We start from the raw sequence: 20880 nt of genomic DNA on the forward strand, positions 1-20880 counted from the left end.
ACTCAGCCGTTCGCCACTCGCTTCCACCCGGAGGTGGGTGCCGTTCGACTTGCATGTGTTAGGCGCGCCGCCAGCGTTCATCCTGAGCCAGGATCGAACTCTCCGTCCAAATATGTTTGGGCCTCGAGCCCGTCCGGTCCCCTCAGTCATTCGCTGATCGGTTCCGTTCGATTCATATGGTTCTGTATAGGAAAAGGAATTTCTCGGGGCCGCCTCTCGGCGGCCTTGCGAAAAACGAATCCAAGTCAGACCATTTCAAATGGTTCGATGTCTGCCCGGATGCGACACATCTGGTGTGTCCATCCTCGCAGTATCCGGTTCTCAAGGTGCACGCCTGCGCCGGTTCCCGGTCCGACCGGGCCGCGCGGCAAGGAGATATATTGCCAGACCGGAGGGGCCCGCGGGGCGGGAATCCAGCACTCCATATTTTGTTCACAAATGAACCAATCCTTCAGCTGTTCCACTGAAGTCATATCTGAAGCATTGGCTTCCGGTATTGGCGATGACCAGCTGGTTTATAGGTGTTGAGGTATCGGTCATCTCTGGTGCGCTACTTTACTCTAACGGCATCTGGTTTTGGTTTCCTGTCGGTAAAAGGCTGGTTTTGGCCGCCAGGCGTCCTTATATATAGAGAAGATCGGGTTCGAACCCGTGCACCGGCAACAAAAAAAGCGGCCGGCATCCGCCAGTCGCTTTTCTATTCTATGGTGGGCCGTCAGGGGTTCGGGCCCGCTGCGCGGGCGGCCGCTGCGGCGCTTCGCGCCTTGCGCGCTGCGCTGGCAAACGCTCACGCGTTTACTCAGCTCCGCGCCCTTTCGGGTTCGAACCCATGTAAGGGCGACAAAAAAGACGGCCAACCGAAGTTGACCGTCTCAACAATCTTTGGGTGGGCCGTCAGGGGTTCGAACCCTGGACCTTGGGATTAAAAGCCGCACCTCGTTTGATTTAACGCTTGGCCAGTGATACCGTACACCCACTCTGACCTGCGGTTTCGTTCGACTAGACGGACTGCACAGCCTGAGCGGGTTTATTCAACACGGGTACTCCGCGCGGTACGCAGCGGGTACGCACCGCGATTGTGGGGTATCGATGAAGCCAAAGTGCTACTACACCTCGTCCTGTCTCCTTCCATACCGCAACGGAGGATGGCGCGGACGCCTGAAGTTTAAGAAGCAGGACGGGACATACGGGCAGGTCAGCAAGGTCATGGCCGCCAAATCGAAACGTGCAGCTCAGGCCGAGCTGAAGGAATGGCGCGAGGAGATGGAGGATCTTGCGCAGAAGAAGCTCAAGCTCGGCAGCATGGCACATAAGACCGTAAAAGACCTGCTAGACGGCTATATCGACATGCTCAGTGCATCCGGCTCAATTGAGTCCTCGACCGTCTACGACTACCGCGGTGCCGCGCGACTTGTTGAGCGCAGAATCGGCGGCATCGAATTCGACTCGTTAGACGTAACCGCAGCTCAGAACTGGATTAACTGGGCCGTTGAGGAGGGCTACAAGCCATCCACCATTCGCAAAAGCGTGACGCTACTCAAGGCCGCATACCGCGACGCCGTTGGCAGGCTCCGCGTGATCGACTACTCCCCCGTGGACTGCGTGCGCGTGCCTAAAGCCCGTCACCGTGAGCCCAACGCACTGGACGAACGAGAGCGAGGGCGGCTGCTCACGTTCCTCTCAATCGCCCGAGATTGTCCCGAAAACGTTGGCATCTACCTCGCACTGCTCACGGGTATGCGGCGTGGCGAGCTGCTTGCGCTCAGGTGGCGCAACGTTGATTTCGGACAAAAGCTGCTGCACGTCAAAGCTTCCATCGGGTTTGGAGAAAACGGGCATTACGAGAAGGAACCCAAGAACGGCGGAAGTCGCAGGAGCATTCCCATGCCCGATGAAGTCGCGGGGATCCTTACTCGCCGCCTGACCGCCGCGCGAGCCGAGTGCTTTAAGGCGGGCGTGCCGTTCGAGCAGTCGATGTTCGTGTTGGGCGGTCCTGACGGAGAGTTCATGGCCCCTGAGCGCCTGTCGCGTCACTGGGCCGTCACGGTTCGACAGCTGGGGCTGGTAGGCTCGGAGGGCGAGCCGCCCAAGTTCCACGACCTGCGCCACACGTTCGCTACCGCAGCGATCCTCGCGGGGACGGACATCAAGTCCGTCTCCTCGCTCCTGGGTCACGCCAACGCCGCAATGACGCTGAACATCTACACGGGCGTAAACGCCCAGGCGAAGCGAACGGCAATGGATGCAGTGGCGGCAACGATGACGGCGACACCGCCCACGGCTGAAATCCTGGAACTGCGGGCGAGCGGTGAATAGGCCCCTGCGGTCCTCAGATACCGATTTTCGGCCCGTAAATACAGCGGCCGCCCATCGGGCTCCGACCGCTTTTTTCAGAGCCGCAAATCGACTCTAATTCAGACAAAAGACCAGCTAGACAGCTGTTTTCTTTTAAGACTATTCGGACTATCGGGACAATGAAACGGAGGTGAACCATGCTCGAATTCAGGATAAGCGGCGAAACCGCTAAGGCCAGCTGCTTGGCGGACCAGTTGGAAAGGGCAGGCTATGTTGTCAGGCGTTCGAAGCCCTATCGCAACAGGGACGAAGAAGGTTGTCGAATCTATCTCGAACTGGATGAGGACAAGGTCATGGGATGGATGCTTGCCAACCTTGAAAAAGCATACCTAGACAATCCCTCATAAGGCCCGCCTTTCGGCGAAGGCGAAAGGCGGGCCCGAGCACGGAAACCCACCGTTTTAAGCGGGACATACGAAGTCGGGCGAAATGGCCGTAAGGGTAGTTTTTCGAAATACGCAAGAGTCGTACGCTGCCGTACAAAACTGCGTTTTGCCCGTCCGCGTACGCGCCGAAACCTACGGTTCGGCGCTTGTTAGGGCTCTGTCCTAAAACCCGGCGCCCTGCGGGGCGAAACCCCCGTTCTCAAAGGCGCGATTAGACGGAACAGAATACCCTGCCGCCCGAAATTATCACCGATTGTCACCCCTTGGCACCAAATCGGTTCGCACGGAGCCAAAAGCCGCCATAGCCTTGTTATAGCGGCATAAGCCGCACAGTCTTTATCGGGCCATAGGCCTAGAAAGGAGTCAACTATGCATAAATCAGAGGAGGCCATTTTGGAACGGTTCCGCCTCGGCGAGTATGACACGTTACCGCTGCTCATCACACCCACAACCGCCGAAGCGGCAATCGGCATTAGTGCCAAGCACCTTTTGAGAATGGTCGAACGCGGTGAGATCCGTGGCGTTCAAATCGGGCGCCGGTGGAAGCTCAACCGTGATGACCTGCTCGCGGTCTGCGGGCTGCGCGATAAGGGCGCGGCCTAATGGGGCGCACAATTAGTGATGATGAGGCCATCAAGGCCGCATGGAATGTGCAGCTACCGCTCATGCGCATTAACCTGCCAATAACGACCGCAAACGAATTCAGGCGCTTGCATACTGCTCGCGGCAGCCGTGCATACGCCGATATGGGTGTCTGGCTCGCACTGTGTTCGCTCGCATCAACGGCTAGGGGACACGCGCTGAAACTCGATTACGCGATGCTGGCCAAGCAACTTTATGGGACGCACGGTCAATCGACTGTCGCAGCCGAGCATGTCAACGCACTGATCGCAGCGGGACTCGCGACCTCAACCGAGGACGAATGGCTCTACCTGCCCGCTGTCGATGACGCGATGATTAGGCATGGAAAGATGATTGTCGGTGGCACCCGTGGCGGGCGGCCTAAGAAGAAACGGAGGAGATAACAGTGACGGATGATCCTCCGAAAAAAGAAGTGCCGCTGGAATCATCACTTCCAACGGCACCAAGCATCACTCAGGATGCGATTAGCATTGAGAATACTATATCACGTGAACGGTTCGCACAGCTCAGCGGCGTTGAACCGCCACAAATCTGCGCTGCTGCAACGGAAACCGAGGAAGCCGCCAAATCGCGGCTATGTGACGACAAAAGTGATCGATGGCTATATCTCGCCGCGAGGGGCAAGCTTGAACTTCAGTTGCTATTAGAAATACGACGATACGAGCGCATCGGCTCATGCAAGGGCTATAAGGTTTGCGGATTGAAGAAAACCGACATCGAACTGGCCGAATTCTTTAACGCGGCGCGGCCGAGCGTCTGCAAAGCGCGAAAGGCGTTGAAATCAAGGCATCTCATCGACTCGGTTGACGGCATACTGCAACTCCGATATGCAGCCATCCTCGACGCCGCCAAGTCCATGGGATGGAGCGACTAGGCAGCCGTCCCGCATCTATTGCGGGACGGCTTTTCAGTGTTCAAAAGGGTGGGTTTAAGTGTAACGTGAGGTTACACCAGCCTGTAACGTGACGTTACATCTTCTGTAACTTGAAGTTACACTTCCTGTAACGTGAGGTTACACATGTGTAACTTGAGGTTACATTTAACCCACCCTTCAAAAGGGGGCATTCAAGCGTCCCGAAACGCAGGTAGAAGCGCCGCAGGTGTAACGTCAAGTTACATTCCATTTATATATAAATAAATAAGTAATAGATATAGGGCTTCGGTGCATCAACGACCGCTCACTACGCCACACCGGCATACCCGCGCTCAAGGCTCGCGTTCAACTCCCTTTCGACAGCCTGGGGCTACCCAAGGAGCCCCTACGGCTATCGAAAGCGCGCAGAACGCTCGCATCCACTCGGACCGTCCTCGGCCCCCACAGACGGATGGACGAACGCATCGGCAACGATCTATCCGTCCGACCATCCGGACGTTAACGCCCTCTACGGACAGACCAGAATTATGGAATCCACGTGATTTGAGGGGTACCGTTTTGGGTACTCGTTGGGTACATAAAGAAAAAGGTCAGAGACAACACCGTCTCTGACCTGCGCAAACTATGGTGGGCCGTCAGGGGTTCGAACCCTGGACCTTGGGATTAAAAGTCCCCTGCTCTGCCAGCTGAGCTAACGGCCCGCGGATGGCATTGTACCACGGTCTGAGACTATTCCCAACTCCATTGGCCGTTCTGGAAAATCACAATTTCACGTCCATCAGGTGTAATGCCCGTAATATCGATGTCGTCCGTGCCAATCATAAAGTCAACGTGCGTGCTCGAAACGTTGACTCCGTGCTCCAGAAGTTCCTCTTTGGACATGTCATACCCGCTTTCGATGCACTCGGGAAAACCGACACCCAACGCAAGGTGACAGCTGGCGTTCTCGTCATAGAGTGTGTCGTAGAACAGAATGCCGCTTTCACGAATTGGTGTGTTCTTGGAAATAAGCGCGACCTCGCCCAGATGAGCAGCACCTTCATCGGTTTCAATAATGCTCGCAAGCGTTGCCTTACCCACGCGAGCGTCATAGTCCACTACGCGGCCGTTCTCGAACTTAATCCAAAAATCGTCAACCTTATTGCCGTGGTGAATGAGCGGCATAGCCGAGTACACGATGCCGTCGGCGCGCATACGATCGGGCGAGGTGAAGACCTCCTCGGTGGGAATGTTGGGGAAGAAAGGGTGACCGTCGGGAGTTTTTCCCTTACCGCCGGCCCACTCATGGCCTTTCGTCATTCCAATCGTCAGATCAGTTCCGTTCGAAGCGGTGTAGTGCAGGCAATCAAATTGATTATCGTTTAGGAAGCGCAGGTTCTTTTCGAATGTGGCGTCATGGAGCTCCCAGTCGCTCTCCGGGTCCTGGCCATCAGCACGAGCGGTGTGCAGAATCGCATTCCACAGCTTATAGACTGCAACCTCATCGGCGTCTCCCGGGAATACCTCGCGCGCCCAAGCAGCGACCGGAGCGCCGGCGATGCACCACGGGTTAATGTTGTAGTCCAGTCCACGGCGGAAGACCTTACACTGCATGTTCCTCGCCTTAGAAGCTGCGGCAGGCTTAGCGGGATCGATACCCTTGAGGGCAGCAGGGTCCGTGCCCTCAATAAAGATAAAGCAGGCACCGTCCTGGGCAAACGAATCCAGCTGTATGCGCTTCCACTCGGGAGTCTGCTCAAAATAGCTTTTCTCGACATGCTCGTAGGTAAGCCTCGTCACGGCATCGTCAGCCCAGATGACCGTCACGTGACCGGCGCCAGCGTCATAAGCCTCCGCAACCACCACGCGCGCAAATGACGCGCACTCGACGGGAGACTGAACGACGACCTCCTGACCGGGCTTAACGTTGACGCCCTTGCGGACAACGAGACGCGCATAATTTTTAATCTTGGGCTCCAGGGACTTCATACCCTCCAGAGCCTCTTCGACCGTCAGGGCAGCTCGAATCATGTGCCACTCCATCTATCTACAGGACAGTAAAAAGGCGCGCCGCAAAAAACGACACGCCTTATATCTTAGCGATATCTATAGGTTGTAACGCTACTACTTCTTCTTGGAGGCCTTCTTGTCCTCTTTGGCAGCCGAGCGCTCGATAATAGCGTTGAGCTTGTTATCGGACATGCCCTCGGCCTGCGCGCGATACATATTACGCAAGGGACGGATGCGCACGAAGTCGTAGATGAAGTCACCCAGAATGACGATGTAGGACAAAACAATGCCGGCCATCTGGACGGGGCTGGACACCATGCCAGCGGGAGCGAAGTACAGCGAAGACCAAATGGCCACGACGAGCACCATGCCGATAGTAAGCACGGCCCACCAGATGCGACGGCGCTTGGTGTAGTCCTCATCCTGCTTGAGAAGGATGCTCGACACCGTGTAGATGCGGTCCTCCTTGGCGCGCCGCTTAGCCTTGCGGGCGCGCTTCTCCTCTTTAGAGAGGCCCTCAAGGCTCTCGCCCTTCTCGAGCTCCTTGCGGCGTGCCTTGGATGATGCCGGCACGACGCGAACAGAACTCGCTGCCTGACGAGCTGGCTTGGCGGATGCGGCGGACTTGCGCGCAACCCCGGTAACCTCGTGGGATTGCGTGCGCTTGTTCGTGGCGCTGCGGGTACTCACTTACGCGTTCTCCTTCATGCTTGTAAACTGGGAGCCCGTGATGATCTGGAAGGCCTCGCGATAGCGCTCGGACGTGCCATCGATGACCTCGGCGGGCAGATGCGGGGTCTCCCCCGTCATATCCCAGTTGGCCTTGAGCCAATTGCGGACGAATTGCTTGTCGTAGCTAGGCTGAATCTTACCCTCCTCGTAGCTGGCGGCAGGCCAGAAACGGCTGGAGTCGGGCGTGAGGCACTCGTCGATCAGCGTGACCTTGCCATCGATGACACCAAACTCAAACTTGGTGTCGGCAATGATGATGCCACGGGTCGCTGCATACTCGGCGGCAGCCTTGTAGATCTTAAGAGATAGATCGCGGATCTGCGTGGCGATGTCCTCGCCAACGATCTCGCAGCAACGCTCAAACGAGATATTCTCGTCGTGATCACCGATCTCGGCCTTCGTGGACGGGGTGAACAGCGGCTCGGGGAGCTTGGAGGCCTCGGTCAGGCCCTCAGGCAGCTGGATGCCGCAGACGGTGCCGTTCTCGTCGTAGGTCTTCTTGCCCGAACCGGTCAGATAGCCGCGGACGATGCACTCGATAGGAATCGTCTGGGCCTTCTTAACCAGCATGGCGCGGCCTGCGAGATAGTCACGATACTCGGCAAACTCCTTGGGGAAATCCGCCGGATCGATGGAGACGAGGTGATTGGGGACGATATCGGCAAACTTGTCGAACCAGAACGCCGAGATACGGTTGAGCACCTCTCCCTTAAACGGAATTTCGTCGGGAAGAATAAAGTCGAACGCAGAAATGCGATCGGTGGCGACCATCAACAGGTTTTCGCCGGCATCGTAGATATCACGAACCTTGCCACGGGAATCCGGACGACGCTCCATCGTTGTCACGTGAGTCACTCCTTACCTAAATACGACAGAAATGCGGGTTCTTTACCGCACGTTTTCGCAAACTCGGAGCGGCAGGGACGCGGTCCCTCCTTCACCGAATAGCGAAAAGCTAGTGCTCCATTGTAGTAGATGCCGCGTCCGCCGTGTGCTCGCGGGGCAGATGAATCGTAAAAGTCGTACCCTTTCCAAGCTCCGACTCCACGGATATGTAGCCATGGTGACGCTCGACGATCTGTTTAGTTACGGCGAGGCCGACGCCCAGGCCGCCAGCTTCGCGGGCGCGGCTGGCATCGGCGCGCCAAAATCGTCCGAAGATACGCGACAGATCGTCCTTGGCAATACCGATACCGGTATCCGAAACGGCAATACTGACATGCTTGCGGTCACTGAGCACCGACACTACGACCCAACCACCCTCGGGGGTGTAGCGCATGGCGTTGCTCATGAGGTTGATGACGCATTGCGTGATCATGTCGGGATCGGCCTCGACGACATCGTCGTGCCCCTGGGTTTCATCTGCAAAGCGAAGGCGAAGGTCACGGTCGGCAAACAGACGCTCCTGGCCGTTCACAATCGATCGCACGAACGGAACCATGTCCACCGGTTCGAGATTGAGCGGAGCCGTGCTGTTTTCCATACGCGATAGGTCGAGCATCTGCTGCACCAAACGAGCGAGGCGACGCGTCTCGGAAGCGACCGTCTCCAGATGCTCGTCGTCGGTGGGGTACACGCCGTCTTGCATGGCCTCGACCGTTGCAAGCATGGCCATGAGCGGTGTACGAAGCTCGTGTGCGACATCCGAGGTCAGGCGCTTTTCGTGCTTCATATCTTTCTCGAGCGAGGTGGCCATCTCGTCAAAGGTCTCACCCAGCTGATCGATTTCGTCATCGCCGCGCAAGCCCGTACGAGCAGACAGATCGCCGTCGCGAATTTGCTTGGCTGTGCTCGTAATACGATGAATCGGCTTGGTAAGCATGCGCGACACGAGCGATCCGATAACGACCGAGATGCAGATTGCAACAACCGCGGCAAGAGCCATGGCGTTAAAGGTCTTCTCCCTAAACGCAGAATCTGCCTTAGTGAGCAGAGCGTCGGAGCCGATAGCCCATAGCTTTACCTGTCCGACATGCTCGCCAGAGGACGTAACGATTTCGACGTTGGCAACGCTATCGGAGTCGGTGGGCGCTGACGAGACCGGGCTATGCGAGGCCTTTTTACCGCTCGAGCTGCTCGACGGCAATTCGCTCTCGCGCACATCGGCGGTCGCACTTGCCGAAGGCCATGAGTCGTCATAAACGACAACGCCCTTTTTGTTGACGACCTGCATACCCAGGTCGTCGGACACCAAGCTCGATGTCGCGACCGTGCGCAGCTCGCCCGCAGTCCAATTGCCGTTTTCCTCATACGACGTCGCAAGCTTTTCGGCAGCAGAATTGGCGATCTCGACGATATTGGAGCGCGTGTAATCCGAAAAGACGGTGCCCCACACAACGGAGACAACGCCCACCAGCACCAATACCGTCATGAGCGATGTCAGGGCAAAAGCCAAAGCCATACGCGAGGGATAGCTCATCGCCGGCCGTGAATCGGAACGAGGCGTGTTCCAACTTGCCTTGGAACCCGCCTCGTTCTCCTGCTTGTGCTTTTGTCCGATTTCAAAGCGCGCAGGTGTCATATGTGATTTACCTATTTCTCGTCCGACTTATCGGTCTTGGCCGGAGCCTCGAAGCGATAACCGACGCCGTGAACGGTATAGAGCCACTTAGGCTTCTTGGGGTCGTCGCCCAGCTTGGCGCGAAGGTTCTTCACATGGCTGTCGATGGTGCGCTCGTAGCCCTCAAAGTCGTAGCCGAGCACCTTCTCGACCAGTTCCATACGGTTATAGACGCGACCGGGATGGCGAGCAAGCGTGGTGAGCAGCTTAAACTCGGAAGCGGTCAAATCAACTTCCTTGCCCTCGACCAAGATCTTGTGGCCCGAGATATCGATGACCAGATCGCCAAAGTCGAGTACCTCAACGGCGGGCTCGTCTGCCTGGTGAGCACGACGGAACAGGGCGCGAACGCGGGCGACGAGCTCGCGCGGCGAGAACGGCTTGATCAGGTAGTCGTCGGCACCAAGCTCGAGGCCGATGATGCGATCCTCGATCTCGCCCTTGGCGGTAAGCATGATGATGGGCACATCCGAGGTATCGCGGATAGTGCGGCAAACGCGCTCGCCGGGGATCTTGGGGAGCATAAGGTCGAGCACGACCAGGTCGAACTGGTGCTTCTCGAACTCCTCGATCGCAGACTGGCCATCGCCAACGCCAACAACCCAGTAGCCCTCGCGCTCGAGATAGGCAGCGACAGCGTCACGGATCGCCTTCTCGTCCTCGACCAGCAGAATCTTTTTTGCATCTGAAGCCATAACACGGCCCCCCTGTCTCAATTAGCTAAGAACAAGCCCATTTTAACGCACCTGAGCCCACCGGGCATCGCATGGGCGCGACAGCTCGGCGGGCGGTACTCACGGTTACAATGGGCTTATTCCCTCGTTGGAGCCTTTTTAACCCCTCGGCGCTAAAGAGAGAACAGGCGAGCGGTAACCGTCTCGGGAATTCCTTGGCTATTACGCACCGTGGCATAGGTTAAAAACGTATTCGATTTTCCCGCCGTAGCTGGATAATCGCCATATTCGAGAGCGCGGTCGGGCGACAGCAGCGAACCATAGGTTTTAGCGGAGGTATCGATCAGAAAATGCGATGCCTGAACCTTAACCAGATATTTGCCCTTCCTGCCGGCGGCGCACGCAAGCGGTTCGCGCGATAGAAATTGATACGGGCCGCCCTCGTTACCAATGTAGGTACCCATATTGCCCAGGCCGCCCACGCCGGCATAGGTCGCCTCAATGGAGAACACAAACGTATCGCCCATATATACGGCCTCGAAAGGTGACACCGACGAAGGAAGGACCAGCTGAGCCCTCTTGGTATTGCTGCCGTCCGTCAGGTCGATCGCCGTCATGCCGTAGTAGACGCCCTCGTCATTGCGCACGCGGGGTGAGATAGTCAGGATGCCATCGCTCACGCGCGGTGCAGACGCAAAGCGGCCTGTCGACTTCCAGATTGCCTCCGCTTTAGATTCATCGAGCGAACGGCGGTAGCAATATGAATCGCTGCCGGTCTTATTGCCACCGGTCGAAGGCATCTTGTACCAGATGACCGACGAGTCAAAGGCGGTAAACAGCGGAGGGTCGTAATCCTCACCGCCGCGATCAAGCTCAACGGCATTACCAGTAAGCGCCGCGCCCGACAGGGTTTGCGCATAGAGCTTCCACGACGAATTCGCGTAGTTCATCTCAACCCACGCAAACACACTATCGGTGGCGCGAACGTCGTAAAACGCATAACCGGAACCCTCGACAGGATCGTCAATCAACGTGGTGAGTGAGCCGTCCCCCATGTTGAACACGCCAAGCGTGTTGGCATGCAGCGCAGATGCGGGCGCCATCATCGCCGCAGCGTAACCGCCATCGCAGTAGTACAGCAGCGTCCCCAATGGCAACGTCCACGACGCCGTCGGCTTAAGATCAATGTCGACGGCCTCATACTCTTCGGTAATCGAGACGATCTTGGAATCATCTTTGATAACCTGCGGCTCACCGGCAGCATCATCGCTGGTGCCCGTTTTTTTCGAGCACCCCGCAAGCAGCGTGGCAGCACTCGCGGCAGCACCACCCAACACAAATCCTCGGCGCGTTACCCCATTCTTAACGCGATCAAAAATACTCATTAGGCAATCTCGGCACGCGCGGCCTCGATGGCACGCGTAAGTTGGTCGGCACAGGAGGTCTTTTTCGTGCCGCACGTATTGCCGGCCAACACCTCAATCACACGATCGGAAGAAGCACCTTCGACCAATTTAGAGATGGCCTTGAGGTTGCCGTTGCAGCCGCCGGTAAACTCAACGCCCAGCACTTTGCTGCCGTCATCGGAAAGATTGAGGTGAATATTGCGAGTACACACGCCCTGGGGCTTGTAATCAAACGAAATCATGCGATCTCCTTCTCAGAATGTCATTCGAGACGACTATTATCCCCGTCTTTCCATAAATGCAACGAGGCGCTTTACCGGCAACACACATTACCAGCAAAGCGCCCTAAATAGCTAACGTTATGCCCGAACCTACTCGAAGCTCAGCTGCTCCAGACGATCGAAGACCGTATCGATGCGGGTGAGGAAGTCCCACGGATCAAAGATCTCGTCGAGCTTCTCCTGGCTGACGGTGCAGCGCGGATCGGCCTCGAGGCGCTCCTTGAAGGTGGGGCCGGAAACGCAGTCCTGCACCTCATGCCAGGTCGCCATGGCGTTTTCCTGCACGATTGCGTAGGCGTCCTCACGGGTAATGCCCGTATCGACGAGGGCCAACAGAACCTTGGAGGAGAAGATGAGACCGCGGGTCTTGTTGAGGTTGGCCATCATGCGAGCCGGATACAGCTGGAGGCCATCGATAACGCGGATAAGGCACTGGAACATGTGGTCAAGCGCGATAAAGCTATCGGCCTGGGCGACGCGCTCGGCAGAAGAGTGCGAAATGTCACGCTCATGCCACAGGGCGACGTTGTCGAAGGCGACCTGGGCGTTGGACTTCACGACGCGCGACAGGCCGCAGACCTTCTCCATGGTGATCGGGTTACGCTTGTGCGGCATGGCGGAGCTGCCCTTTTGACCCTTGCGGAACGGCTCCTCGGCCTCGAGCGTATCGGTCTTCTGCAGATTGCGAACCTCGGTAGCGATACGCTCGCAGGTGGCCGCCGTGGTGGCGAGGACGCCAGCGAGGTAGGCATGATGGTCGCGGCTGATAACCTGCGTGGACAGCGGGTCGTAAACCAAACCCAGGTGCTCGCAGACATACTCCTCGACAAACGGCTCGATGGAGCTGTAGGTGCCAACGGCACCCGAGATGGCACCGAAGGCGACGTTCTTGCGAGCGTCCTCAAGGCGATCCAGATCGCGCTTGAGCTCCCAGGCCCAAGAGCCAAACTTCATACCAAAGGTCATAGGCTCGGCGTGGATGCCGTGAGTGCGACCGGCGCAGAGCGTGTTACGCTCCTCGAAAGCGCGACGTTTGCAGATCTCGCCGAGTTTCTTGACGTCCTCGATAATTAGGTCGCAGGCCTGGGTGAGCTGATAGCACAGGGCCGTATCGCCCAAGTCAGAGCTGGTCATGCCATAGTGAACCCAACGGCTGGGCTTAGGCTCGCCCTCGGGAACATCGGCGTCGATATACTCCTTCATATTGGTCAGGAAGGCAATGACGTCATGGCGCGTGACTTCTTCGATCTCGTCGACCTTCGCCTTCTCAAAGTTGGCGTGGTCGCGGATCCACTGAGCTTCTTCTTTAGAAATACCGATCTTGCCGAGCTCCGCCTGGGCCTCGCAGGCCAGAACCTCAATCTCCTGCCAAATGGCGTACTTGTTCTCGAGGGAGAAGATGTGTCCCATCTCCGGGCGGGTATAGCGATCGATCATAGCGGCTCCTTTTTGGTTATTGGCACGTTGGTCGTAACTCAACCATTGTACCGTGCGCAGGTGCAAGTATAGGCAGCAGGTATTAACCTAACATTTTGCCATTTGCCTAACGTTCACACCTTGTCGGGTTCGAGTCCCGGCGCTTTATTGAAAAAAGCACGACACCGTGATGGTGCCGTGCTTGTACTTTTAACTGGAGCGGGCAACGGGACTCGAACCCGCGAGTGTCAGCTTGGGAAGCTGATGCCTTACCACTTGGCGATGCCCGCATATGTGGGGGATAGTATAACGCGGTTGTCTTGTTTGATACAAGGGCGCTAACCCTTGTTTTACGCATGGAAAAACATCTTCTTGTTGCTCGAATTGCGAAAACAGGGACTCGAGTAACCTGTTTTACACCGTCTTCTACCTGCTCTTTTGTTTGATTATCTAAAACCGGTCTCCATTTGTTGGGAACTTGGCAAGTTCTTGGTCAGCTCGCGGTACTTACCCGTATGACCCCCGGCGCTAATCTCATCCCACGCGCCGCAATCTCCCAGCGCGGCGCACAAAGGATAAGGAGCAGCCATGTCCAATGCACCCACGCACTCTGTCCACAGCGCAATCGCAACAGCACCGCTGCTCCTATTCCTCTTGTTGTTTCTAGCCTGCGCCATGCCTGGTACCGCCTGCGCCGTCGATGGAAACGATACGCTTAGTTTTCGCACCATCAGCGATATGTGCGGACCGTTTGGCATTGGCAAGTACGAGGCACAAGACGCCTCGATTTCTTACTGCATGAACCAAGACTGCCCCGGCCCCAGCAGCCCGGGAGGACCCTGGCGGACCTACAATCAGGGTTGGACATGGCTCGACAACGAGTTTGCCGCCGTCATCTGCCATGGATACCCTTCCGCCACATCATTTGGCGGCCATAACCTAACGGCCGAACGCGCCCGCGCCGCAACCCAGATTGCCGTGTGGATGCTCAAAGGAACCACGCGCCCCGATGGCTCTTTTGCGTATACAAACAACGCCGGCGTTGCCAAAAGCGGCAAGTTCGATCAAGACGCCGAGGTTGTCGCGGCGGCGCGCTGGCTCTACGACAACGCAAAAGCCGGAAATATTAAGGCCGACCCGCATCGCGCCAGACGCTATCACGGACCCGTCTCTAACGAAGGCCGTCACCAGGATATGCTCTACGTTTTGCCCACCATCAACATATCCTTTGAGAAAAGATCTGCAAACACTGTCATTACCAGCGGGAACGATACGTATCAGTTAGGTGGGGCGACGTTTAACATCTTTGAGGAAAACACGGACAAACACGTCGGCAGCATCAAAATGGACGGCAACGGTCGTGCACGGGCAACACTTTTGCCCAACACGGCATACTACCTAATCGAAACCAAAGCGCCGACAGGCTATCTGTCCCGACGCGATCGCATTGCCTTTACCACCGGAAATAGCGGCGGACATGTCACAATCAACGAGCAGCCAGGTTCTATCACGCTGCGTGTCGTCAAAACCGATGCCGCCACGAGTGCCGGAGCGCAGGCGGGAACCTCGCTCGCCAAAGCCGAATTTACCTGTGTCTCGCAATCTACCCCTGGGTGGACGCGCACCTTCACGACCGAAGGCGATGGCCAGGCGACCTTAAGCGGCATTCCCCTGGGAACCTTTACCCTCTACGAATCGAAAGCACCAGAGGGCTACCTGCTCCCCCATGACAGCTGGACCTATACGATCGGCCCCAATCAACTAAACGACATGGGCGTCGTTGAGATCGAACGCCGCATCCCCAATACTCATATTGCGTTTGACCTCGAGATTTCCAAGTTCAAGGATTACGGGAACGGCCAGCAATCGGGATTAGAACAGCCAGCGGAAGGCGTCGTCTTTGAAATCGTCAGCAACAGCTCTAAGCAGGTCGTAGGCACATTGACGACAAATATCTATGGCTTCGCATCCACCAAAGACCAGCCCAAGGCCTGGTTTGGCGCGGGCACACGACCGGACGGCGTCCATGGAGCCATCCCCTACGATCGTGAGGGCTATACCGTTCGCGAGGTCCCGGAAACTGTTCCCGCAGGCTTCAAGCGGGCAGAGGATTGGACCATCGCGCCCGAGCAAATCGCCGACGGAGCCAAGCTTCAGTACATAGTGGACAATCACACCCTTTCGACACATCTCCAAATCATCAAACGCGATGCCCAGACGGGAGCTTCCGCCCCCCCTTGCCGGCTTTAGTTTTCAGCTGCTCAACAGCAACCGTGAACCCATCTCTCAAACATGCTGGTATCCGACGCACAACGTTATGAACACCTTTACCACCAATGCGACCGGCACCGTCACGTTGCCAGAATCGCTCAAGCCGGGCACATATTACGTACGAGAAGTCGCAGCCAAAGCGCCCTACCTTGTGGGCGACGAACTGAAGGTGACGATTCCTGCCGATGCGGATCTCACACCTATCGCCGCCGTCTCGTATTTCAACAGCGCTGCAACCGGAAGCATCGAGATCGTGAAGGCTGACGCAGTAGACGGCAGTGCCCTATCTGGTGCCAAGTTTGAAATTCGCGCTGCCGACGATATCGTTTGCCCCGATGGCCACATTGCCGCCCTTGCCGGTGAAGCCGTTGCCGCCGTCACAACCGATGAACAGGGTAAAGCTCGCGTAGACAACCTTTCGCTGGGTTGCGGAACGGCACGATACGAAGTCGTTGAAACCCAGTCTCCCGACGGCTATCTACTTGATCGGACAGCACATATCGTTGAGCTTGCTTATATCGACCAGAAGGTCCCCGTGGTCGAGTCGCAGATCGAATTGCCTAATGATTACACCAAGGTCGATTTCTCCAAGGTCGATATGACAGACAAGCATGAAGTTAAAGGCGCCCGACTGGTCTTATGCGACGCCGATGGAACAGAAATTGATTCTTGGATATCATCCGAGCAGCCCCATCGCGTGGAGCACCTTGAACCCGGTTCTTATACCCTACGCGAAACAATGTCCCCGCGCTCCTATGACCTCGCTGAAGACGTATCCTTTGAAGTCGAGGATACGGGGAAGATCCAGGCCGTAACCATGACGGATGCACCGATTGAGATTAAGGGGAGCGTCGACAAGCGACAAGAAATCGCGCGGCCAACCGCAAAGGGAACAGTGGCGAACGGCGACGGTAAAAACCGGGCGGCGACGCAACCCGACAGTAAGGGCTCCTATTCCTACACCATCGACGCTCAAAACGAATCGAGCACCTGGGTCGACGAGTTCACCGTCACCGACGATCTCGAATGTGCCAAAGACGGCACGGCCAAACTTGTCGCCATTAAAACCCCGATCGCCGTCGGCGACTTAAATGGGCTCTGCAATGTTTGGTATCGAACGTCACCGGCAGACAAGTTGGGCATAAAGGAAAAGGCCGACGCCACACTTGACGATGAACACACCAACCCGTGGCTCGAGACAGCCGAGGTCAAAGAGCGGCTGGGCGAGGATGTGCGGATTGTCGATTACGATGGCTGGAGTCTTTGGAAAGCCGATGTCTCGACCACGGAGTCTTCCACCCTCGAAGTAAAGGACCTTACGCTTTCGGACGACGATGTTATCACGGGGATTCGCTTTGAGTATGGCTCGGTTTCCGCAGACTTTACGACCCGGCGCGACAACGATTCTTGGAATCGCAATGGGCTTAAAGACGAGCATGACGACCTTGACGACGCGACGGCATCCCTCAAATCGGATTTACACGGAGCAATCATCCGGATGTGTGCAACCTCATCCTATACGCCCCAAACCGCACTCGCCAACAGTGCCCGTGTTGACCTTTGCCGCAACGGAGGAGGCGAAAAACTCGAGTCGCACGATAAAGATCGTGTTGTTCAAAAATGCGCCATTCCGCAGGATCTTCCAAATACGGGCAATGCACCCATCATCTCTTTTCTCACCGCATTATTGACCGCCGGTGGCACAGCAATTTGGCTCACTTGGCTAAGCTCGGCATCAAAAGAGGAATAGGTAGAAATAACGGGCGAGCCGATATGCCGGCTCGCCCGTTATCTGGCGTATGTAACCAAAGGCTATTCCGTAGACGCAGACCCGCCGTCAACAAGTTCCAGATCGCCATCCGAAATGCCGTCGGCACCCAAACTCTGCTCTTGCTCCACCTCTTCGCTCATCGTGGACCTGGGCGTCGACCCCTTAGCGCCCACGATATATGCGGCCCCCAGACCCATAGCGATGGCGATCAAAAACAGAACCACATAGACGGGCCAATGGCGTTTGATGTATGAAAACACGCTAACTCCTTAGAGGTCCGCTACGAACGGCGGATGACCTCGGTGACAACCTCGGACACCGTAGCGATGTTCGCCGGGTTGACGTTGTACGGCAAATCGTCTTCGGTGCGCGCGCAGGCAAGACGCGGGCCATCGACACCGGCAATTGTGAGGGCGCGACGGCTCGCCTCGAGCGCGGCATAGGCATCGGTCTTGGCATAGGGCATCTCAAACGCGCCACAATCAACGTGGAACGACTTGCACACCTTGCTGACCAGATTCATGATGCGGCGATCACCTTTGAGCAACTGCTGCTCGCCTTCGACCGTCACGACCGAAAGCCTACCGGCTCCAATGGACTCAAGATTGATAAAGAACACACCACGCAGCTTATCGCGATGGGCTTCGAGGAACGCCTTCATACCGGCGCCGTCACAATCCGAGGCACCCGTTGCCACAAACCAGATATCGTGACCAAGCAGCTCGTCATCACCCATGGAGGCAACAGCCGAAAGCATGTCCTCGGCAGAAGCGCCGTCAGAAGAGGTGGCACCGCCCTTCCAGCCGTTATCATCGTCCTCAAAGTTATCCCAAGAGCCGATACCGCGGCCAGACTTCTTGGCATCGTAGTCACCCTCGACGCCCAGCCAGTCGCTCATGCTGTTCTGCTCATTCTTCTTTTTGCGTCCGAACAAGCCGCCCAGACCACGCTTCTGAGGCTTTGCCTCCTTGGCGACGGGAGCCGAGATGGTTTCGATGGGCTGAGCGCCCGAAGAAACGGGCATGGAGGGGGGAACCGGTGCCGACGTGGGCTCGGGCCCCTGAGCTGTCGCGAAAGGATCGTCGGCCTGAGCCGAGGGGTCGGGGAGATCGAAGAGGGATGTGCGGGATGCGACGTTGGCCTGCTGCATCGAGGGCAGCGACGGATCGGGGACCGAGGCAAGCGGCGAAGAAGAAGGTGTGAGCGCCGGAACAGAAGCGGGATCGGGGATATTCATCTGCGGACGCGGTGCGGCCTTGGATGAAATCTGTGCCATGAGCGAATCAACCGTCTCGACCTGCGCCGATGCGGGGTTGGCAACCGTGGAGCCGGGATCGCTCGGGGCAGGCATGGTAAAGATCTGCGTAGAGTACGGCCTGGACTCATCGGCGTTAGAAATCACCGGGGTCTCTTCTTGCTCAACGACGACCGTCGCGTCGGCTTCAATCTCGTCGGCGGTGTTCGTCTCGGCGTCAACGTTCTCAACCTGCTCGGCATCGAAACTCTCAGCCGGCTCGGCTTCGGGCGCCTCGATCTCATCTGCAGCATCCTGGGACTCATCGGAAACAGAAAGGGGATCGGCGATGGCAGTACCCTGCTTCTCGAACGTTATCGTGGCATCGAACTTCGCGGCATCGAGCGTCTCGGTGGCGTCGATTGGCTGCTGGGCCTCAAAGGACGTCGTAGCCTCGGCGACCTCCGTCGCGGCAGGCTGCTCAGCCTCATGCTGTTCAAATTCCCGCGCCGCACGCTCACGCTCGGCCTCGGCAGCCTGCTGGTGGGCAATAGCCTCCCGCTCTGCCACCTCGCGCGCAGCGGCACGCTTTTCCTCAAGGTCGTCGACAAGTTTTTTACCCTTAGCGAGTGCGCCCTTAAAGAAGCTTGAAGCGCTGGCTCCAATCGAAGAGAACGCAGATGCTATATCGGCATGGGGCGTCGCGACCGGTAGATCGGCCGAAAAATCGGTATCGCTCTCATAGGAAACGCGCTGCGGATACTCATCGTAATCGCTGGCGGAATCGTCGTACACATCCTGAACCACCGGAGCGGGTGCAGCGGTGTCCGGCTCGGGTGCAGGGCTGGGCTCGGGTTCCGTCTTGGGCTCGGTATCGACGACGGGCTCGTCGGCAGGCGCGGCGACAGGTTCAACCGAAGCAGGCTCGGGATCGACCGTCGGCTCCTCGCCCTCTTCGTAATCAAGCGTGCACGACTCGGGAAGCATCCCCAAGGCACGAATGGCATCAGAACCAAAGCGAATATTACCGGCAGCATTGCGATACAGCTTGGGCTCGGGCTCGCTCGGCTCGGCGACAGCGGGCGCCCCAATCGACTCGACGGCATCCTCATCCGCGACCGGCTCGGCAGCAACCTCGGCTTCAGCCTGAGCCTCGGGAGCAATGACACCAATCAGGGTTTCGTCAGCTGAGGCACCCTCAAAGCCATCAATCTGCTCGTCAAAAACTTCGCCCTGCTCGGATTCGGGAGCGATCGGCTGGCCAAACTCGTCCTCGTTGTAGGAGGGTTCTTCGTACTCGATCGTGTTGCCGTAGTCGTTTTGCTGCTGGGCAGCGGCATACTCAGCCGCCGCGCGCGCCATCTCCTCGGCACGACGCTTTTGCTCACCAAAATAGTCATCAAACGGAATGTCGTTGGGGAACTCGTTTTCGCCCTGGTAAGGGGCAACGTTATCCATGACACCGAGCATCGCGGCTACAGAAGACTTATTGCAGACCGCACCGGACGTATAGGGAAGAACAAAACGGTTGGCAATGATATTGGCCGCGTTGGCGAGCGCCACAAGAGAGGCGAGGATCGCAACGATCCAAAGCAGAACCTTAAGAGCGCCGGGGAGCGGCAGAATGCGCAGAATGGCGACGGCAGCGGGGACAATCGTGGCGACCGGCAGCATCTTGGCGATGAGTGCGCGATACGGCGCATACGGTTCGCGAGCGAGGAGCTCGGCACGCGGAGAATCGTAATGGGCGACAACAACCACCGGACGGTTGCGCGGAGATGCAAGCGGACCTGTGGCCTTGTGATAGGCAATGACATTTTGACTCACGCCCGTCTTGCCCAGGCGAGAGATAACAGGGCGACCGGTACGCTCGAGCACATACAACACGGCACCGACGATGGCCAGCAGAACACCGATTAAGCCGATGCTGCCGCCAATACCCATAAGCAGGGCGCCGGCAAAAGACAGAATGCCTGTGACGGCAAATGCCAGCCTGCTGGGTGCAGGAGCGTTAAATTCCTGGACTTCGGGATCAAAGCCATGATTGCGGAAGATCTGGGCGATATCCTCGGCAGCCAAACGCTCTTCTTCGCTGCACGCCGGCGTGATGCCCGTGCCCTGTAGCAGATGATTGATATAGTTCTGGGTGTTCGCCATGTGCGCTCCACATCCATAATCCGACAAATAGGCCCAATGCTTGCACATTAGAACCGTATATAGTCGAAAGTATACCCCGAGCGAACGCAATCGGCCGAAATCTGGGCATCTTAACGCACTGAGCGGACAAGG

At 57.2% G+C, this 20880-nt stretch carries 17 protein-coding genes, 2 tRNA genes and 1 rRNA gene; 7 read left to right on the forward strand and 13 right to left on the reverse strand.

The annotated features are described in order from the left end of the window. Window positions 1–109: ribosomal RNA gene (locus ACTM82_RS04360) — 16S ribosomal RNA — on the reverse strand; the annotation flags it as partial. A gap of 1097 nt (window positions 110–1206) precedes the next feature. Here ACTM82_RS04360 and ACTM82_RS04365 point away from each other — a divergent pair. The 5 genes from ACTM82_RS04365 to ACTM82_RS04385 all read left to right on the forward strand — a co-directional run bounded on the left by ACTM82_RS04365 (window position 1207) and on the right by ACTM82_RS04385 (window position 4257). After that, window positions 1207–2316 (forward strand): tyrosine-type recombinase/integrase, encoded by a 1110-nt coding sequence (locus ACTM82_RS04365; protein WP_441088514.1) that lies wholly within the window; start codon window positions 1207–1209, stop codon window positions 2314–2316. A 176-nt stretch (window positions 2317–2492) separates the two neighbouring features. Next, on the forward strand, window positions 2493–2702 hold the full coding sequence (locus ACTM82_RS04370; RefSeq protein WP_441054702.1) for a hypothetical protein: 210 nt from the start codon (window positions 2493–2495) through the stop codon (window positions 2700–2702). Window positions 2703–3110: 408 nt separating this feature from the next. After that, a complete protein-coding gene (locus tag ACTM82_RS04375) occupies window positions 3111–3344 on the forward strand; it encodes a helix-turn-helix domain-containing protein (RefSeq protein ID WP_441054700.1) in 234 nt (77 codons plus the stop codon). Then, window positions 3344–3766 (forward strand): hypothetical protein, encoded by a 423-nt coding sequence (locus ACTM82_RS04380; RefSeq protein ID WP_441054698.1) that lies wholly within the window; start codon window positions 3344–3346, stop codon window positions 3764–3766. Before ACTM82_RS04375 ends, ACTM82_RS04380 begins: the two co-directional genes overlap by 1 nt. A 2-nt stretch (window positions 3767–3768) precedes the next feature. Further along, entirely contained in the window at window positions 3769–4257 is a 489-nt protein-coding gene (locus ACTM82_RS04385; protein WP_441054696.1) for a hypothetical protein, read from the forward strand. Window positions 4258–4882: 625 nt separating this feature from the next. Here ACTM82_RS04385 and ACTM82_RS04390 read toward each other — a convergent pair. The 10 genes from ACTM82_RS04390 to ACTM82_RS04435 form a co-directional block, all read right to left on the reverse strand. Further along, window positions 4883–4958, reverse strand: a tRNA-Lys gene (locus ACTM82_RS04390). Between the two features lie 28 nt (window positions 4959–4986). Further along, window positions 4987–6267: an aminopeptidase gene (locus ACTM82_RS04395; RefSeq protein ID WP_427794046.1), complete on the reverse strand. Its 1281-nt coding sequence runs from the start codon at window positions 6265–6267 to the stop codon at window positions 4987–4989. A 93-nt stretch (window positions 6268–6360) separates the two neighbouring features. After that, window positions 6361–6936, reverse strand: coding sequence for a hypothetical protein (locus tag ACTM82_RS04400; protein WP_427717870.1), 576 nt, complete (start codon window positions 6934–6936; stop codon window positions 6361–6363). Next, entirely contained in the window at window positions 6937–7815 is an 879-nt protein-coding gene (locus ACTM82_RS04405) for a phosphoribosylaminoimidazolesuccinocarboxamide synthase (protein WP_154516897.1), read from the reverse strand. 118 nt (window positions 7816–7933) lie between these two features. After that, complete coding sequence (locus tag ACTM82_RS04410) at window positions 7934–9499, reverse strand: sensor histidine kinase (RefSeq protein ID WP_154516828.1); 1566 nt, start codon at window positions 9497–9499, stop codon at window positions 7934–7936. An 11-nt stretch (window positions 9500–9510) separates the two neighbouring features. After that, window positions 9511–10233: a response regulator transcription factor gene (locus ACTM82_RS04415; RefSeq protein ID WP_006236208.1), complete on the reverse strand. Its 723-nt coding sequence runs from the start codon at window positions 10231–10233 to the stop codon at window positions 9511–9513. Window positions 10234–10385: 152 nt separating this feature from the next. Continuing rightward, window positions 10386–11597, reverse strand: coding sequence for a hypothetical protein (locus tag ACTM82_RS04420; RefSeq protein ID WP_441088515.1), 1212 nt, complete (start codon window positions 11595–11597; stop codon window positions 10386–10388). After that, the gene (locus ACTM82_RS04425) at window positions 11597–11860 is read right to left on the reverse strand and encodes a TIGR03905 family TSCPD domain-containing protein (RefSeq protein WP_427794045.1); all 264 of its coding nucleotides are present in this window, start codon (window positions 11858–11860) and stop codon (window positions 11597–11599) included. Before ACTM82_RS04425 ends, ACTM82_RS04420 begins: the two co-directional genes overlap by 1 nt. Window positions 11861–11989: 129 nt before the next feature. Next, entirely contained in the window at window positions 11990–13336 is a 1347-nt protein-coding gene (purB, locus tag ACTM82_RS04430; protein ID WP_441054694.1) for an adenylosuccinate lyase, read from the reverse strand. A gap of 194 nt (window positions 13337–13530) precedes the next feature. Continuing rightward, window positions 13531–13605 (reverse strand) — tRNA-Gly (locus ACTM82_RS04435). A gap of 298 nt (window positions 13606–13903) precedes the next feature. Between ACTM82_RS04435 and ACTM82_RS04440 the strand changes: the two genes are divergently transcribed. Together ACTM82_RS04440 and ACTM82_RS04445 are read left to right on the forward strand one after the other, a co-directional pair. After that, complete coding sequence (locus ACTM82_RS04440; protein ID WP_441088516.1) at window positions 13904–15565, forward strand: MSCRAMM family protein; 1662 nt, start codon at window positions 13904–13906, stop codon at window positions 15563–15565. Beyond that, complete coding sequence (locus tag ACTM82_RS04445) at window positions 15525–17336, forward strand: MSCRAMM family protein (protein ID WP_441054690.1); 1812 nt, start codon at window positions 15525–15527, stop codon at window positions 17334–17336. Before ACTM82_RS04440 ends, ACTM82_RS04445 begins: the two co-directional genes overlap by 41 nt. A gap of 62 nt (window positions 17337–17398) precedes the next feature. On the opposite strand, the gene ACTM82_RS04450 is transcribed toward ACTM82_RS04445, so the two are convergent. Both ACTM82_RS04450 and ACTM82_RS04455 read right to left on the reverse strand, forming a co-directional pair. After that, window positions 17399–17617: a hypothetical protein gene (locus tag ACTM82_RS04450; protein ID WP_427729007.1), complete on the reverse strand. Its 219-nt coding sequence runs from the start codon at window positions 17615–17617 to the stop codon at window positions 17399–17401. Window positions 17618–17637: 20 nt separating this feature from the next. Next, entirely contained in the window at window positions 17638–20748 is a 3111-nt protein-coding gene (locus ACTM82_RS04455) for a hypothetical protein (RefSeq protein WP_441054688.1), read from the reverse strand. Between the last annotated feature and the right edge of the window lie 132 nt (window positions 20749–20880).

The sequence above is a fragment of the Collinsella sp. HCP3S3_E5 genome, from assembly GCF_052067635.1.
Taxonomy (GTDB): Bacteria; Actinomycetota; Coriobacteriia; order Coriobacteriales; family Coriobacteriaceae; genus Collinsella.